Raw genomic sequence first — 15,675 nt, 5'->3', positions numbered from 1 at the left:
CGCCGAGGATCGCCGATAAAAAAGAAGATCTTTTCTCGGCGAACCCCGGCGCCTCGGCGCCTCGGCGATAGGTTTTTTGTTTCGAACAACCTCGATGACGGGATCCAATAGATCTCCATCACCCGGCTTTTGGGCTCAAACAGGTTGTCTCGGCAACCAACGACGCACCCCGATCGGCTAGAGGGCCAGCGACAACCCAAGCACCACCCCGTAGGCCAGTTCCAGGGCCCCCGTCCGCCGCAGCACCGGCAGAAGGTCTCTGCCTGCGGCTCCGCCCAGGACCGCCTTCAGGGGGCTGAACGCCAGCGGCGCCACCAGGAACGTGAGCGCCGCCCAGGGGCGCGCCAGGACCGCGGGCACCAGGGCCAGGGCCGCGGCGGCCAGAAGCGCGCCGTAGAGCCTGCGCGTGCCGGCGTCGCCCAGCTTCACGGCCAGGGTCAGCTTCCCGGAAGCGGCGTCCGTGGGGATGTCCCGGAGGTTGTTGGCCACCAGGATGGCGCAGGCCAGCGCCCCCACGCCCACCGCGGCGCAGCCCGCCGGCAGAGACAGGCGCCCCGCCTGGGCGTACGTGGTGCCCAGCACCGCCACCAGGCCGAAGAAGACGAACACGAAGACCTCGCCCATGGCGCGGTAGCCGTAGGGCCTGCGCCCCCCGGTGTAGAACCACGCGGCGGGAAGGCACGCCGCCCCCACCCCCAGGAGCCACCACGCCCCGCACAGCGCCACCAACGCCAGCCCCGCCGCGGCGGCGACGCCGAAGGAGGCCAGGGCCGCCCCCAGCACGGCGCGGGGGCGCGCGGCCCCGGAGCCGGTGAGGCGGAAGGGGCCCACGCGGTCGGCGTCCGTGCCGCGGATGCCGTCGGAGTAGTCGTTGGCGAAGTTCACCCCCACCTGCAGGGCCACGGCCACGGCCAGGGCCAGGGAGGCCCGCAGGGCGCCGGCCCCGTCCAGGGCGGCGGCGGCTCCGGTGCCCGCGGCCACCGGGGCCAGGGCGGCGGGAAGGGTGAAGGGGCGGGCGCCCGAAACCCACTGTGCCGCTGTGGCCATGCCCGCCTCCTCGCAACCTCCATTGTGACGCAAGGCGCGGGCCCCGACCCGGCATAATGGAGCATCCCCAGGAGCGCCCATGTTCGCGAGGCTCAGCCTTCCCCTCCTTCTCGCAGCGTCCCCGCTGCTCGCCCAGGCCCTCACCCCCGAGCGCCTGGATCAGCTGGCGGCCGCATGTCCCCAGGACGGCCCCTTCCGGGCCCTGCGGAACGCGCTGGCCCAGAGCGACGGCCGCAAGCTGGCCGAGGACTGGTCCCGCATCACCGCCGTGGACGCCCACTTCACCAAGCGCCTCCCCGACGAGCCCGTCGCCAACCAGATGTCCAGCGGCCGCTGCTGGATGTTCTCGGGCCTGAACCTGTTCCGGCGCGCCGCCGCGGCCAGGCTGGGCTGCGAGAACCTGGAGTTCAGCCAGAACTACCTCTTCTTCTACGACAAGCTGGAGAAGGCCAACCTCTTCCTGGACGCCATCGCCCGCACCCGCGGCGTGGCCCACACGGACCGGCGCGTGGAGTTCCTCCTGGGGAGCCCCGTGCAGGAGGGCGGCAACTGGCAGGGCTTCGTGGACCTGGTGAAGAAGTACGGCGTCGTGCCCAAGGACGTGATGCCCGAGACCTTCAGCGCCTCCAATTCGGCAGCCATGAACCAGGTGCTGTTCCTGCGCCTGAAGGTCGCCGGCGTGCGCATCCGCGCGGCCAAGGACGCCGCCGAGGTGGAGGCCCTCAAGCTGCAGGCCATGAAGGACGTCTACCGCATCCTGGCCATGCACCTGGGCGTCCCCCCCGCGAAGTTCGACTGGCGCTTTGTCGCCAAGGACAAGAAGGTGACGCCCCTCAAGGCCTGGACCCCCAAGACCTTCTCCGCCGCCACCCTCGCCGCGGACCTGGACGAGATGGTGGCCCTCTATTCCATCCCCACCCTGCCCTTCCAGCGGAAGTACGAGATCGACCTGGACCGGGCCCTCCTGGACGCCCCCAACATGTTCTTCGTGAACTGCCCCCTGGAGGTCCTGAAGGAGGCGGCCACGGCCTGCGTGCTTTCCGACCGTCCCGTGTGGTTCGGCGCCGACGTGAGCCAGGACATGCAGCGCGAGGAGGGCCTGCTCATGGCCGGCGTGCGCGACTACGCCTCCCTCTACGGCATGGACTTCGCCATGGACCGCCGCGCGTGCTTCGAGAGCCGGCGTAGCGTGCCCAACCACAACATGGTCTTCACCGGTGTGGACATGGCCGGCGGCAAGCCGGTGAAGTGGCTGGTGGAGAACTCCTGGGGCGAGAAGGGCGGCAAGAAGGGCTACTACACCATGATGGACGGCTGGTTCGACACCTTCGTCCAGGTGGTGGTGGTGCCCCGGTCCGTGGTGCCCAAGGCCGTGCTGGACGTCTTCGGCGCCAAGGCGGAGGTGCTGCCCCCCTGGGATCCCATGATGTCGGCCCTCAACGTCCAGTAGGGGTAGCGAACGGGCATCCGAAATGGGGTTGACAATTCATGGTTTTTAATTGAGAATCAGTCTCGTTCTCAGCTAAAAGACGTTTCCCCACCCGGACGTCCAACCCCTGACCGGAAGACCTGGAGGCCGCATGCCCGCCCTCACCCGAAACGTCTGCCTCCTCGCGGGGGCCGGGCTGGCCCTGGCCACCGCCCTGGCCTGCGGCAGCGCCGCGCAGCCCGCGGATCCGGGCGGCCTCTCCCCCGCCGCCCGCCTGGGCGAGCAGATCTTCAAGGACACCTCGCTCTCCGCGTCGGGCCTGCAGTCCTGCGCCACCTGCCACGTGGCCGAGGCGGCCCACGGGGCGGACAACGACCTGCCCGCCCAGTTGGGCGGCCCGGCCATGAACCTGCAGGGCACGCGCCAGTCCCCGTCCATCCGCTACCTGGCCGGCAACACGGCCTTCCGCTACGACGCCGAGGGCACGCCCACGGGCGGCTTCTTCTGGGACGGCCGGGCGGAGTCCCTGGCGGACCAGGCGGGCGGTCCCTTCCTCAATCCGGTGGAGATGGCCATGCCCAGCAAGGCGGCCGTGGTGGCCCGGCTGGCGGCGGCCCCCTACGCGGCGGCCTTCCGGGCGGTGTACGGGGACGGCATCTTCCAGGACGCCGAGCAGGCCTACCGCTGCATGACCCTGGCCCTGCAGCAGTACCAGCGGGAGGATCCGGAATTCCACCCCTTCTCCAGCAAGTACGACGCCTTCCTGCGGGGAAGCGTCCGGCTGTCGGATGCCGAGGCCCGGGGCCTGGCCCTCTTCAACAACCCCCAGAAGGGCAACTGCGCCGCCTGCCATCCCTCGTCCGGCGACCGGCCCCTGTTCACGGACTTCACCTACGACGTGCTCGGCGTCCCCCGCAACCCGGCCCTGGCGGCCAACGCCGATCCCACATTCTACGACCTGGGACTGGGCGCCCGGCCGGACATCGACCGGCCGGACCTCTACGGCGCCTTCAAGGTGCCCAGCCTGCGCAACGTCGCCCTGCGCCGGGTTCTCTTCCACAACGGAAGCTTCACGTCCCTGAAGGACGCCGTCACGTTCTACGTGCAGCGGGACACGAACCCGGAGAAATGGTACCCCTCCGCGCCCGACGGCACGGTGATGAAGTTCGACGATCTCCCATCGAAGTACCACGGGAACGTCAACGTCACCGAAGTCCCCTACAACCGCCTGCCGGGCCAGGCGCCGGCCCTCACCGACGCCGAGGTCGACGACGTCGTCGCCTTCCTGAAAACCCTAACCGACGGCTACACCCGCTAAGGAGCCCCCTTGAACCCCCTTCGCCTGCCCCTCGTCACCGCCTGCCTCGCCCTTTCGACCCTGAACGCCCAGACCCCGCCCGAGGACCTCGCCAAGCGGGTGGACGCCCTCTCCCGCGAGCTCGAGCGCGTGAAGGGGGAGATGGCCACCAAGTCCTCCTCCGACACGGTCCTGGGCGGCTACGGGGAGGTGCAGTTCTCCCACTTCTCCAAGGACGGGTCCAAGGACACCGCCGACCTGCGCCGGTTCGTCCTGGCCGTCACCCACCGGTTCGACGACCGCACCGAGCTGGTGACGGAACTGGAGATCGAGCACGCCGTCAGCTCCGCCGACGACGCCGGCGAGGTGGAGATCGAACAGGCCTACATCCAGCACCGGCTCTCGGCCGCGTGGTCCCTGCGGGGCGGGCTCTTCCTGGTGCCCGCGGGCCTCCTCAACGAGCGCCACGAGCCCACGGCCTTCTTCGGCGTGGAGCGCAACGCCGTGGAGACCGCCATCATCCCCAGCACCTGGCGCGAAGGGGGGCTCCAGGTGGTGGGCTCCTTCGAGAACGGCGTGGTGCTGCAGGCCGGCGTCTCCACCGGGTTCGACTTCTCCAAGTGGGACGCCGCGAGCACCGAGGGCGCCGAATCGCCCCTGGGCGCGGTGCACCAGGAGCTGAGCGGGGCGCGCTCCCACGACCTGGCGGCCTTCGCGGCCGTGAACTGGCGCGGCGTGCCGGGCCTCCTGCTGGGGGGCTCCTGGTTCCACGCCAAGGGCGCCCAGGGCCAGCCCAACATGCCCGCCATGGCCGCCACCCTGTGGGACGTCCACGCCCGGTGGACGCCGGGCCCCTTCGACCTCAGCGCCCTGTTCGTCCGCGGCACCGTGCGGGACACCGCCGCCTTCAACCAGACGCGGGTGGGCAACCCCACCCTGGTGCCCAGCCGCTTCGAGGGCTGGTACGGCCAGGCCGCGTGGCGCCTGTGGTCCTCGGGCTCCTACGCCTTCGCGCCCTTCGTGCGCTTCGAGTCCGTCAACACCGCCGCCGCCTTCGACACCCTGGCCCCGGCCTCCCTCACGCCGGCGGCCGCCCCGTCTGAGAAGATCTGGACCGGGGGTTTCAATTTCAACCTGAACCCCCACGTGGTGCTCAAGGCCGACCTGCGGCGCTTCCGGAACGACACCGCGCAGAACCGGGTGAACCTCGGGCTGGGGTGGGCCTTCTAGCCCTTCCAGGCGTTGAGGAAGGCCGTGATCTTCTCCCGGCTGTACCCCTTGCCCTCCTCCAGCACCCCGGTGTCCTGGGAGTGCAGCACCTTCCCGTCGGCGTCCAGGACGAACAGGTGGGGATACCCGGGGACCTTGGGGAACTGGGCGAGGAACTTCTCGTTCTTCGCCTCCTTGCTGAAGTTCACCAGGACGAACACGAAATGCTTGTCCCGCAGGTCCTTCACGTCCTTCTGGGCCTCCCAGAAGCCGTGGAGGAGGTGGCACCAGGGGCACCAGTTGCCGCCCACGTCCAGGATGATGCGCCGGCCGGTCTTCCGGGCCTCGGCCTTGGCGGCGTCCAGGTCCTTGAAACTGTCCCGGGCGGGATCGAAGGGGCCCGCCTTCACGGCGGTCTTCGCCGGGGCGCCGGCGGCCAGGGGCGCGACGCTCGCGCAGAGAAGAAGGGAAAGCGTAAGGGCTCGCATCATGACACTCCTGGATACCCAGTATAACGAGGAACCCGGCCGGTCCGGGTCTGGACCGCGCCGGGTTGCCCATCGCCCTCCGCCTACCAGGCCAGGGGCTGCTCCGCGATGATCCCATCCGAGACCGTGGCCTGCTCCAGGCTGCCGGCCTTGGCCTGGATCACCACGAACGTGAGGGGTTCGGTTCCCGTCGCCCTCCAGGCCCGCACGCCGGCGGGCTCGATGCGGACGGCGGTACCGGCCTGGAGCGGAATCCGCTCCCCATCCACCTGCATCTCCCCCTGCCCCGTCAGGAACACGTAAAGCTCCTCGTTCTGCTTGTGGGAATGGCAGAACGGCGCAGTCTCCCCGGGGGCCATGGACCCGAAGGACACCTCCATGCCGGTGAGGCCCAGCACCTGCCCCAGGAAGGTCTTGCCGGTGGTCCGGCCCCGGCGGGGATGGTCCATTTCAAAGGCCCTCCAGCGGTCCAGCGCGCCGTACTCCGCGGCGGTGAAGTGGGTGGATCGGGTGAGGGCCTGCGCGGCTTGGGTCATGGCGACGCTCCGGGAAAAAGGGGGTGGTGAACGGGGATGTGCTATTTTAGCACGATCGTTCGTGTTAATCTAACCAAATCGACCCTCCAGCGCAAGGGCCGGGTACGCTTAAAATTCACGGGCCGTCAGGGGCAGCTTTTCCGCTTTCCGTCCAAGCGGTGCGGCGGCCGCCGCAGGTTCCCTCCAGGAGGTCAGGTTTGGCGGAAAAAGGCGACAGCACGCGGGCGCGGATCCTGGACGAGGCGATGCGCATCGCCAGCCGCGACGGCCTGGAGGGCCTGAGCATCGGCGCCCTGGCCGCGGCCCTGCCCATGTCCAAGAGCGGCCTCTTCGCCCACTTCGGTTCCAAGTCGGCCCTGCAGGTGGCCACCCTGGAGCACGCGGCCCTGACCGTCCGGGAACGCGCCGCGCCCGGCGCGCGGCTGGCCCCGGGCCCCGAACGTCTCCGCTTCATGCTCCGGACGATCATGGCCTGGATCGACGACCCGGGCCTGCCCGGGGGCTGCCCCATCACCGGGGCCTGCGTGGAATTCGACGACCGGGAAGGCCCCGTGCGGGAGACCCTCCTGCGCCTCCAGCGCGACAACCAGAGAAAGGCCGCCGAAAGCTTCGCGGGATTCGCCCACCCCTCCCAGGATCCGGATCAATTGGCCTTCGAATTCCGGGCCATCACCCTCGCCTACCACCACGCCTCGAGGCTGCTGCGGGAGGAACGGGCCGGGGACTGGGCCCGCAGGGCGCTGGAAGCCCTCATCGAAAGGGCCGGACGCCCAGCCTAGGTCGTCTTGAGCCGGGTGAGGGCCACCTTGACGGGTCCGCCGTCCTCCTCCTGGAAGCCGGGCCTGGCGCGGGTTTCACGGCGGGCCTCGTCGGAGGCCACGCGGATCTGGTCCAGCACCTGCACGGCGCGCTCGTGGGGGAGCTCCCCGTCCACCTTCACGAAGACCTTGCGCAGGCCCAGGGGCTGAAGCATCACGACCGGCACGAGGCGCTCCCGCAGGCTCGCCAGCGTCACCTCCTCGCGCTGCAGGAAGAGCCGGCCCTCGCCGTCCAGGGTGACGACCACCGGCGGTTCCAGGGGCTTGTCCTTCGGTCCTTCCACGACGCGGGGCACCACCACCTGCAGCGCCTTGGAGAGGCCCGGCACCATCACGATGAAGACGATGAGGAGCACCAGGACGATATCGATCAGGGGCGTGATGTTGATATCGGACTTCGCGCTGGGGCGGCGCACGTTCATGGGGGCCTCCTGGGATTTGCCCCAAGGTCGGTCCCCCGGCCGGCCCGTCAATGCCCGGGAGCAGAAGTTACAATTTCCTGATTAATGGGCGTTTATCGGGCGAATTGTCACCCGGGCGTCACGCCGTCAGGCGCCCAGGACCCGTTTCACGGAAGCCACCTTGTCGGCCATGCGCTGGGGCCGGTCGGAGCGGGTGCCCAGCTTGACGTCCGTGTGGATGCGGGGGACGCCCATGGCGTGGAGCCGCTCGTGGCAGGTGCGGATGGCGGCCATGACCGCGTCCCACTCCCCCTCGACGTTCGTGCCGTTGGCGTGGAGCTCGAAGGTGAGCCCCGATGCCGCCAGCACCCGCTCCACCTCCGCCACGTACCCCGACAGCGAAATCCCGGCGCCCACCGGCACCACCGTGAAGTCGACGATCACATGCATGACGCACCTCGTTCCCAGGATCCCACCCGGGCCCCCCGGAACGCAACGCGGCGGCCCCCCGTCGCCGGGAAGGGCCGCCGCGGCGGAGAACGGGCCTACCAGACCTTGATGCGGTCGGCGGGGGCCAGGTAGAGCTTCTCGCCGGCCTTGACGCCGAAGGCTTCGTACCAGGCGTCCAGGTTACGCACCACCGTGGGCCGCACGAAGCCGGGGGTGTGGGGGTCGGTGGTGAGCCGGTTCAGGAGGTTGGCGTCGCGGTAGCGGGACCGCCAGACCTGCCCGAAGCCCAGGAAGAAGCGCTGGTCGCCGGTGTAGCCGGCCACGACCTTGGCGGGCTTGCCGCCCAGGGACTTGTGGTAGGCGTCCAGGGCCACGGTGACGCCGGCCAGGTCCGCGATGTTCTCGCCCAGGGTCAGCTCACCGTTCACGTGCGAGCCCTTGAGGGGTTCGTACTCGGCGTACTGCTTGACGACCTTTTCGGTGAGGGCGGTGAAGCGCTTGACGTCCTCGGAGGTCCACCAGTCGGAGAGCTTGCCGTCCATGTCGAACTTGCGGCCCTGGTCGTCGAAGTGGTGGCTGATCTCGTGGCCGATGACGGCGCCGATGCCGCCGTAGTTCACGGCCGGATCGGCCTTGGGATCGAAGAAGGGGGGCTGCAGGATGGCGGCGGGGAACACGATCTCGTTCCACAGGGGGTTGGCGTAGGCGTTGACGGTCATGGGCGTCATGCCCCACTCGGAGCGGTCGATGGGCTTGCCGATCTTCTCCAGCTGGCGCTGGAACCGGAATTCCGCGGCCCGGATGGCGTTGCCCAGGGCGTCGCCGCGCACCACTTCGAGCTTGGAATAGTCACGCCACTTCTCGGGGTAGCCGATCTTGGGGGTGAACTTGGCGAGCTTGGCCCGGGCCGCGGCCTTGGTCTTGGGGTCCATCCAGGCGAGGTTGGCCAGGCGCTGGTCCATGGCCGCGATGATGTTCTTCACCAGGGCGTCCATCTGGGCCTTGGCTTCGGGGGGGAAGTACTTCTTCACGTAGAGCTTGCCCACGGCCTCGCCCAGGGCGGCGGTGGTGAAGTCCGCGCCGCGCTTCCAGCGGGGCTGCATCTCGGGCTGGCCGGAGAGCACCGTGCCGTTGAAGGCGAAGTTCTCGGCCACCAGGGCCTTGGTGAGGAAGGGGGCCGCGTCCTTGAGGGTGTGGAAGGCCAGGTAGTCCTTCCAGGTGTCCAGGGGCTCGCTGGCCAGGAGCTTGGCGGCGCCGGCGATGGCGCTGGGGTTGGCGATGATCAGCTGCTTCTGGTCGTTGACGCCCACGGCCTTGAGCAGGGCCGTCCAGTCCAGGCCGGGGTAGGCGGTGTCGATGGCCGTGCGCTGCACGGGGTTGTAGAGCTTCTCGATCTGCCGCTGCTCCACCTGGGTCCAGTGGGCGGTGGCGATCTTCACTTCCAGGTCGTAGATGGCCTTGGCCTTGGCCTCGGGGTTGGCGATGCCCGCCAGGCGCAGCATGGCCGCGATGTGGGTCTGGTACTTGGAGCGGATCTCCGCGAACTTGGGGTTCTTGGTGTCCAGGTAGTAGTCCCGGTCCGGCAGGCCCAGGCCGCCCTGGCCGATGTAGACGGAGTAGATGGAGGGGTCCTTCAGGTCCTGCTCGGGGCCCACGCCCACGGGGGTGTTGACGCCGAGGCGGGAGGCCTCGCCCAGGGCCTTGGCCAGCTGGGCCCGGTCCGCGATGGCCGAGATGGCGTCCAGCTGCGGCTTGAGGGGGGCCAGGCCCTTGGCCTCGATGCCCGCCTCGTCCAGGAAGCTGGCGTAGAAGTCGCCAACCTTCTGCTCCTCGGAGCCCTTCCGGGCGCCCTTGGCCTTGGCCGCGGCTTCCACGATGCCCCGGGTGCGCTCCTGGCTCAGGTCCCGGAGCTGGTCGAACATGCCGAAGCTGGCGCGGTCCGCGGGGATAACCAGGTTCTTGAGGTAGATGCCGTTGACGAACTGACCGAAGTCGTCGCCGGGCTTGACGGACAGGTCCATGCCTTTGGTGTCGACACCGAACGCGCCGTACGTGGGGCCGGCCTTCGCCGAGGCGGCGGAAGCCTTCCCCGGCGTGGCGGCCAGCACGGGGGCGGCCAGGATCATCGATCCGGCAACCAGTTTCGCCAATAATCCGCTTTTCTGCATAGGGTCTCCTGACCTTGGGTGGTTACAAGTGTAACGCATTACGATGCGTGGTCGTTTAGGGGGCTTGCACAAGCTCCCTGAACACCCGAACCCACCCATCCTCAAAAAGAAGGTCGTCCCGGCCTAGCCTGATCACATCAAGGCCAGCAATCGATCCAGGACCAGCTTGAAGGGATCAGCGGCCTCGTAATGGCTGCGGACCTGATCTGCGAGCAGGGGGAGAACATCACGATTGAAGGTGGGGTCCTCGACCTTCAATTTCAGGTTCGACTCCAGGATGGTCCTGCTGACCTGGGTCTCCCCGAACTCCATATAACGTTGGAAACACTGGACAATACCGACGGGGTCCACATTTGTGCTGGCAAGAGCCAGCCAGAGGTCGAAAAGGTCACGCCCCTTCTTCCGCTGATACAAGGCGCGGAGTTTGGTGCCCAGCAGTTCTTCCAGGTGGTAGGTCTTCATCATGGCCTTCCCCTTGAACCACGGGCTCTCCACTTTGAACGGCAAATTCTTGAAGCCCAGATGGGTGAAGTGCTCACGCGTGTTGATCTCGACCTTCAGCCTCAGCGGCACGACCGGAGGCGTTTCGGACTCGAAGCGGAAAACCAGCGTCACGAGCCCTTCCCCCTGCTTCCACCGCGGTTCACCAAGCCAGGGAGTCAGCTTCGACCGCAAGGCGCTGATGACGGGGCCAATGGGGCCAGCCGCAACCTGCACGAGGTCCAAATCCTCGGAGTAGCGCCCCGCGGGTTGAAGGAAGAGCTTGTGGAGGGCGGTGCCACCACGAAAGGCCAGGGCGGTTAGGCAGGTGGGGTCCGTGAAGACCTCAACCATCGCCCGACTCAAGACGAGGTCTTGTTCGATTTGTGCATCGGATGACCAGGGGGCGTGGGCTCGCCAATGAGTGATGTACGCCTGGGAAATCAAATGTCGGCCTCGATCTGGTCGTTGATCCACAGGGACCATCGTTTGGACATGATCGCACCCGATCCGGGGAGATCCGATCTCAGTTTCACGACAGAATGGTGTCGGTGCCGGAGGAGGTTCTCGACTTCAAGGGCCGCGTCCGGCCAGCCGGTCAATTCCAGGAGATATCCCAGCCGCTGGAGGATGGCGGACTCGTTCCGCTTGGCCGCCAGCGTAAGATCCTTGAATTCGAGTCCGGCGGCCAGTTCGGCCACGATTGTCGCGACGTTGCCCAGTCCCCCGGCCCGCCGGTGATATGCCACAAGATCCAGCAGGGTCGTCCCCTTGGTCGAGACCACCATGGTGCCGGTCGGAGTCTTCACCTCCATGAGGGGCATGTGCCCTGCTGCGTCGCGTACGAAGAAGGCAAGGCTGTGGCGCCCTGCCTTGGCAGGTTTCCGTTGGCGCTCCACCATGACCTGAAACTCCTGGGCCTGCTGATGGGCGGCGCCGTGGATGGAGGCGGCGGAAAGGAGGGCCACGTAGTATCTGCGCCCTTCGTCGGCCATCAGGGCGTCGATGAACCACGGTGGAGGAGGGGCCCCTTGAGACAGATATTCCAGTGGGACGATGACGAAGAATCCCCTCCGGGGCATCGCCAGGCGCCCCTTTCGAATCAGGCGTCCGAGGTAGACACGCAGGTTCGGGTCTTCCAGGTTCACGCCCTGGGACGCCTCCTCCTTGGTAAAGGTGTACCGCCCGTTGGCCTGGAGATCGTCCACCCAGTTGCGAAGCCGAGGCGAATCTTTCAGGGAGTTGGAGATGACGTCCATCTTGGCTAGATATCCTCAAGGAGACATTTTCTGTTTCCTTTGGTGAAGTATAGATTCCATTTTTAGCTAAAAACACCCAATGAAACAAAAAATGTTACTTTAGGCATATTTACCTGAAATTGCTGACGTTCAAAGCACCGCAGGTTTCATTCGGAAGCTAATTACTTTATTTGAGGATCTTAGACGGCGGCGATCGGGAACCTGAACGGTCCCCGCCGGCTGGACTCCAGGGCCCGGGACCGGGATCACACCTTGGTCCCACCCTACCGCAGAGGCTAACCTGTATGAGGGGTTCGTATGGCACTTCAGACCTTCATTGCGGGAACCGGCCGTCACATCCCGGCCCAGGTCGTTCCCAATTCGGCCTTCCTGCACCACCGGTTCCACGGTCCAGACCACCAGCCGATCGACAAGCCCAACGAAGAAATCCTTGAACAGTTCGAGGCCATCACCGGCATCCACGAGCGCCGGTACGCCCCCGACGACCTGCTCACCTCGGACATGGCCTTCCTGGCGGCGGAGGACGCCCTGGCCTCCTCGGGCATCGACCGGGAATCCCTGGACGGGCTCATCGTGGCCCACAATTTCGGCAACGTGCGCCCCGGCACCCACCGGTCGGACTTCGTGCCGTCCCTGGCGGCGCGGGTGAAGGCGCGCCTGGGCATCCATAACCCCGGCGCCGTGGCCTTCGACCTGGTCTTCGGGTGCCCGGGCTGGCTCCAGGGCGTCATCCAGGCCGACTGCATGGTCCGTGCGGGCGCAGCCCGCCGGGTGCTGGTCCTGGGCGCCGACACCCTCTCCCGGGTGTCGGACCCCCACGACCGGGACAGCCTCATCTACGCCGACGGCGCCGGCGCCGTGATCCTGGAGGGCCGCGAGGCCCCGGGGGGCATCCTCGCCCACGCGGTGCGCTCCGACGCCTTCGAGCATTCCGGCATGCTGGTCATGGGACCCTCCTACCGCGACGGGGCCTTCCCGGGGGACCTCTTCCTGAAGATGGAGGGCCGCAAGCTCTACCGCTACGCCCTCCATAACGTCGCCGGCGCCGTCAAGGACGCCCTGGACAAGGCCGGGGTGGACCTGAGCCAGGTGGCCAAGCTCCTCATCCACCAGGCCAACCTGAAGATGGACGAGGCCATCCTGGAGGCCCTGTGCCGCCTCTACGGCCTGGAAGCCCCCCCTCCCGGCCTGATGCCCATGACCATCTCCTGGCTGGGCAACACGTCCGTGGCCACGATCCCCACGATGCTGGACCTGATCCTCAAGGGGGACCTGGAGGGCCACGCCATCCGCCCCGGCGACGTCCTGGTCCTCGCCTCGGTGGGGGCGGGCATGAACATCAACGCGGTGGTGTACCGGGTTCCCGGGTCCTGAGCACCGCCACCCGGGGCTCGCCCGCGGCGTCCGTGGCCAGGCGGCAGTCCCCGTAGGCCGGGTTCTTGGCCACCAGCGCCTGGACGAGCCGGGCCTGGCCCAGGCCGAACTCGAACAGCACCCGGCCCCCGGGCTTCAGGAAGGCCGGGGCCTCCTGCAGGAAGCGCCCGACGATGGAGATGCCGTAGGGGCCGCCGTCGAAGGCCTCCCGGGGCTCGTGGAGCAGCAGGTCGGCGTGGTTCTTCTCCAGCGAGGTGGATGGGATGTAGGGCGGGTTCATGGCCACCACGTCCATGGTGCCTTCCAGGCCCCGGCCCTTGAGCGGCTCGAAGAGGTCCCCCTGGGAGACCTCCACGCGGTCCCCCAGGCCGTGCAGCCCGACGTTCTCGCGGGTGAGGGCCGCGCAGCTCTCGGTGAGGTCGGAGGCCCACACCCGCGCCCGGGCCATGAGCACCGCCGCGGCGCAGCCCAGGTTGCCCGAGCCGCAGCCCATGTCGATCATGCGCACCTCGCCGGGGCCCGCCGCCTCCAGCGCGGCCAGCACCTCGCGCCCGAGGATCTCCGTCTCCTCCCGTGCCGCCAGGACGTCCCGGCCCGTGAGCAGCTCCACGCCCAGGAACCGCTGCCGGCCGATCACCAGGCCCAGGGGAGCGCCCTCCGCGCGCCGCGCGGCCCACGCCGCGACCTGCGCCTCGGCCTCGGCCGGGGCCAGGCCGCGGGCCGCGGCGAGGATCCGTTCGGCCTCCGCCCCGGCCTCGCTTCCCGCCACGGGGGCCAGGAGCGCCTCCACCTTCGCCTTGAGCTGGTCCAGATCCAAGCCGGCCATGTTCTCTCCTCAGAGTCCCGTGAGGCTCGACGTGTCGCCCCGGCCCTCGATGACATCCACGATGCGTTTACCCAGGAGGGGCGCGGCCTTCCTGGCGAAGTCGGCCGACGGATGGGAATCACCGGCGGTGACGGAACGGCCGGGTTTCAGGTACAGGCCGCCGTCGGTCTCCAGCTCCCGGAAGTCCCACACGAAGATGTTGTCGCCCTTCTCGTCCCAGGTGTCCTTCACCCACGCCGCGAACCGCTGCGCGCGCTCGGCGTCCCCGGGCCGGGTGGCCGACTCGGTGAGGGCGGGTCCCGTCCAGACGATGAAGGTCGTGCGGGGGAACTCCCGCATGCGGGCCTTGAGGGCCTCGTACTGCAGCTTGTAGTTGGCGAGGGTCCGCCGCCTCGACGACGCCGAGGGGGCGCCGTCGTCGTCGGCCACGGAGCTCACGGGGAAGCAGTGCTTGAAAACGATCACGTCGTAGTCCCGGGCCAGGTCGTCCAGGTTGGCTTCGGACCGGTCCCGGTCCTGCCCGCGGTGGGCCACCCAGAGGTTCCAGTAGTCGTAGGGGTTGTTCTCCCAGGGGTAGTGGTCCCGGAAGATCGCGTTGAAGACACGCGCCGGCAGCAGCGCGCCGATGCGGGGGTGGTTCCCCTTGGCCATGGGGTAGTTCTGCTCGGTGATGCGGTAGTCGGTGCCGTGCCGGGTGTTCCAGGCCTCGATGAAGGGGGCCAGGCCGCCCTTCCACACCGCCTCGCCGGTGCTGTGGTGGAGGAACGCGATGCGGACGGGGGTGTGGGCCATGGCGGCCTCCTTGGGTTTCGTCCCCGGGCAGGAGACGCAGAGCGGCGCCGCCAGCGCGAAGGCCGCGGTCCGGACCACTCGCGGGAAGGCCACGGCGCGCCTCAGGACCCGGCCGGAACCGGCCGTTCCATCCCCGCCATGTCCAGGGGGGGCGTGCGCAGGTAATGGGTGGCCCGGGTCTTCCGGCTGAAGTCGTCGAAGGCGTTGCGCACCTGGGCGGGGGTGAGGTCCAGGGCCCGGGCCGTCTCCTCCAGGCTGACGCCGTTCTCCTGGGCGTACCAGAGCAGGTCCATGGTGGCGAAGGGCATGCGGAAGAAGAACTCCTCCTGCGTGGCCGGGGCGCTGTAGGTGTCGGAGGTGGGCGTGCGCTCCTGGATGACCTTGGGCACGTCCAGGTGGGCCGCCAGCTGGTAGACCTGGGTCTTGTACAGGTGGACGATGGGCTTGAGGTCCACCCCGCCGTCGCCGAACTTCACGAAGAACCCCTGGTCGTGCTCGTTCTTGTTGGGCGTGCCCACCACCGCGTAGTTGCGCAGCTCGGCGTGGTAGTAGAGCATGGCGGTGCGGGTGCGCTGCTTGAAGTTGGAGGCGGCCACGATCTGGGCGAATTCCGCCGGCCCCAGGCGCGCGGTCTTCTCGACGCCTTCGGGCGTGACGATGGTGAGGGAATAGACGTTGAGCGTCCCGTTGTCCAGGAGCCCGGGGGGCAGCACGATCTTGGCCAGGTAGCCCTTGGCGGCGTCGAATTCCGGGAACACCCGGGCGATGGCCTCGTCCCGGCGCCCGTAGCAGTCGTAGCCGTCCAGGGCGGGGGTGATGACCTCCTTGACGGGCGTCAGGCCGTAGTGGGCCGCCAGCATGCGGGCCAGGTCCTCCGAGGCCGGGTCCGAGTCCTTCTCGGGGAGGATGAGGGGCACCACGCGCCCGGGGCCAAAGGCCTTCACGCAGAGCGCCAGGCACACCGAGGAGTCGATGCCGCCGCTGATCCCCAGCACCGCGCCGGTCCGGTGCAGCCCGCGCATGTTCTCCCGCAGCCACTTCACGATGCGGTCCGTCTCCGCCGGGGGATCGATGTCGAGGATATGCCTGTTCATGACCATG

General features: G+C 68.3%; 16 protein-coding genes. 5 read left to right on the top strand and 11 right to left on the bottom strand.

What is annotated here, in order from left to right:
* Positions 1–177: 177 nt before the first annotated feature.
* On the bottom strand, positions 178–1,047 hold the full coding sequence (locus tag ACZ5LB_RS19550; protein WP_464603880.1) for a 1,4-dihydroxy-2-naphthoate polyprenyltransferase: 870 nt from the start codon (positions 1,045–1,047) through the stop codon (positions 178–180).
* 79 nt (positions 1,048–1,126) lie between these two features.
* Here ACZ5LB_RS19550 and ACZ5LB_RS19545 point away from each other — a divergent pair, with 79 nt between their 5' ends.
* From ACZ5LB_RS19545 to ACZ5LB_RS19535, 3 genes are all read left to right on the top strand, one after another.
* Positions 1,127–2,497, top strand: coding sequence for a C1 family peptidase (locus ACZ5LB_RS19545; protein ID WP_464603879.1), 1,371 nt, complete (start codon positions 1,127–1,129; stop codon positions 2,495–2,497).
* Positions 2,498–2,627: 130 nt separating this feature from the next.
* Positions 2,628–3,794 (top strand): cytochrome-c peroxidase, encoded by a 1,167-nt coding sequence (locus ACZ5LB_RS19540; protein ID WP_464603878.1) that lies wholly within the window; start codon positions 2,628–2,630, stop codon positions 3,792–3,794.
* A 9-nt stretch (positions 3,795–3,803) separates the two neighbouring features.
* A complete protein-coding gene (locus ACZ5LB_RS19535) occupies positions 3,804–5,003 on the top strand; it encodes a hypothetical protein (RefSeq protein ID WP_464603877.1) in 1,200 nt (399 codons plus the stop codon).
* Here ACZ5LB_RS19535 and ACZ5LB_RS19530 read toward each other — a convergent pair.
* Together ACZ5LB_RS19530 and ACZ5LB_RS19525 are read right to left on the bottom strand one after the other, a co-directional pair.
* Positions 5,000–5,473, bottom strand: coding sequence for a thioredoxin family protein (locus tag ACZ5LB_RS19530; RefSeq protein ID WP_464603876.1), 474 nt, complete (start codon positions 5,471–5,473; stop codon positions 5,000–5,002). The two genes, ACZ5LB_RS19535 and ACZ5LB_RS19530, sit on opposite strands and share 4 nt — an antisense overlap.
* Before the next feature lie 80 nt (positions 5,474–5,553).
* A complete protein-coding gene (locus ACZ5LB_RS19525; protein ID WP_464603875.1) occupies positions 5,554–6,006 on the bottom strand; it encodes a cupin domain-containing protein in 453 nt (150 codons plus the stop codon).
* Between the two features lie 197 nt (positions 6,007–6,203).
* Between ACZ5LB_RS19525 and ACZ5LB_RS19520 the strand changes: the two genes are divergently transcribed.
* Positions 6,204–6,785 carry a TetR/AcrR family transcriptional regulator gene (locus tag ACZ5LB_RS19520; protein ID WP_464603874.1) on the top strand — a complete coding sequence of 194 codons (582 nt, stop codon included), beginning with the start codon at positions 6,204–6,206 and terminating at the stop codon, positions 6,783–6,785.
* Here ACZ5LB_RS19520 and ACZ5LB_RS19515 read toward each other — a convergent pair.
* From ACZ5LB_RS19515 to ACZ5LB_RS19495, 5 genes are all read right to left on the bottom strand, one after another.
* The gene (locus ACZ5LB_RS19515) at positions 6,782–7,246 is read right to left on the bottom strand and encodes an ExbD/TolR family protein (RefSeq protein WP_464603873.1); all 465 of its coding nucleotides are present in this window, start codon (positions 7,244–7,246) and stop codon (positions 6,782–6,784) included. The genes ACZ5LB_RS19520 and ACZ5LB_RS19515 overlap by 4 nt on opposite strands.
* 126 nt (positions 7,247–7,372) lie before the next feature.
* Positions 7,373–7,675, bottom strand: coding sequence for an MTH1187 family thiamine-binding protein (locus ACZ5LB_RS19510; RefSeq protein WP_464603872.1), 303 nt, complete (start codon positions 7,673–7,675; stop codon positions 7,373–7,375).
* A gap of 95 nt (positions 7,676–7,770) precedes the next feature.
* The gene (locus ACZ5LB_RS19505) at positions 7,771–9,801 is read right to left on the bottom strand and encodes a M13 family metallopeptidase (RefSeq protein ID WP_464603871.1); all 2,031 of its coding nucleotides are present in this window, start codon (positions 9,799–9,801) and stop codon (positions 7,771–7,773) included.
* A 174-nt stretch (positions 9,802–9,975) separates the two neighbouring features.
* Entirely contained in the window at positions 9,976–10,677 is a 702-nt protein-coding gene (locus ACZ5LB_RS19500) for a nucleotidyl transferase AbiEii/AbiGii toxin family protein (protein ID WP_464603870.1), read from the bottom strand.
* 89 nt (positions 10,678–10,766) lie between these two features.
* Positions 10,767–11,582: a type IV toxin-antitoxin system AbiEi family antitoxin domain-containing protein gene (locus tag ACZ5LB_RS19495; protein WP_464603869.1), complete on the bottom strand. Its 816-nt coding sequence runs from the start codon at positions 11,580–11,582 to the stop codon at positions 10,767–10,769.
* A 297-nt stretch (positions 11,583–11,879) separates the two neighbouring features.
* Here ACZ5LB_RS19495 and ACZ5LB_RS19490 point away from each other — a divergent pair, with 297 nt between their 5' ends.
* Positions 11,880–12,956, top strand: a complete 1,077-nt coding sequence (locus ACZ5LB_RS19490; protein WP_464603868.1) for a 3-oxoacyl-ACP synthase III family protein — start codon at positions 11,880–11,882, stop codon at positions 12,954–12,956.
* Here the strand turns inward: ACZ5LB_RS19490 and ACZ5LB_RS19485 are convergent.
* The 3 genes from ACZ5LB_RS19485 to nadE are packed head-to-tail and all read right to left on the bottom strand — an operon-like array spanning position 12,922 to position 15,674.
* Positions 12,922–13,782, bottom strand: coding sequence for a N5-glutamine methyltransferase family protein (locus ACZ5LB_RS19485; protein WP_464603867.1), 861 nt, complete (start codon positions 13,780–13,782; stop codon positions 12,922–12,924). The genes ACZ5LB_RS19490 and ACZ5LB_RS19485 overlap by 35 nt on opposite strands.
* Positions 13,783–13,791: 9 nt before the next feature.
* Positions 13,792–14,667, bottom strand: a complete 876-nt coding sequence (locus ACZ5LB_RS19480; RefSeq protein ID WP_464603866.1) for a hypothetical protein — start codon at positions 14,665–14,667, stop codon at positions 13,792–13,794.
* Positions 14,668–14,675: 8 nt separating this feature from the next.
* Positions 14,676–15,674, bottom strand: coding sequence for an NAD(+) synthase (gene nadE / locus ACZ5LB_RS19475; protein ID WP_464603865.1), 999 nt, complete (start codon positions 15,672–15,674; stop codon positions 14,676–14,678).
* Position 15,675 lies beyond the last annotated feature (1 nt).

The sequence above is a fragment of the Mesoterricola sp. MK458 genome, from assembly GCF_055384935.1.
Note: the sequence above shows the minus strand (reverse complement) of the source record. Positions and strands in the feature narration are given on the sequence as shown.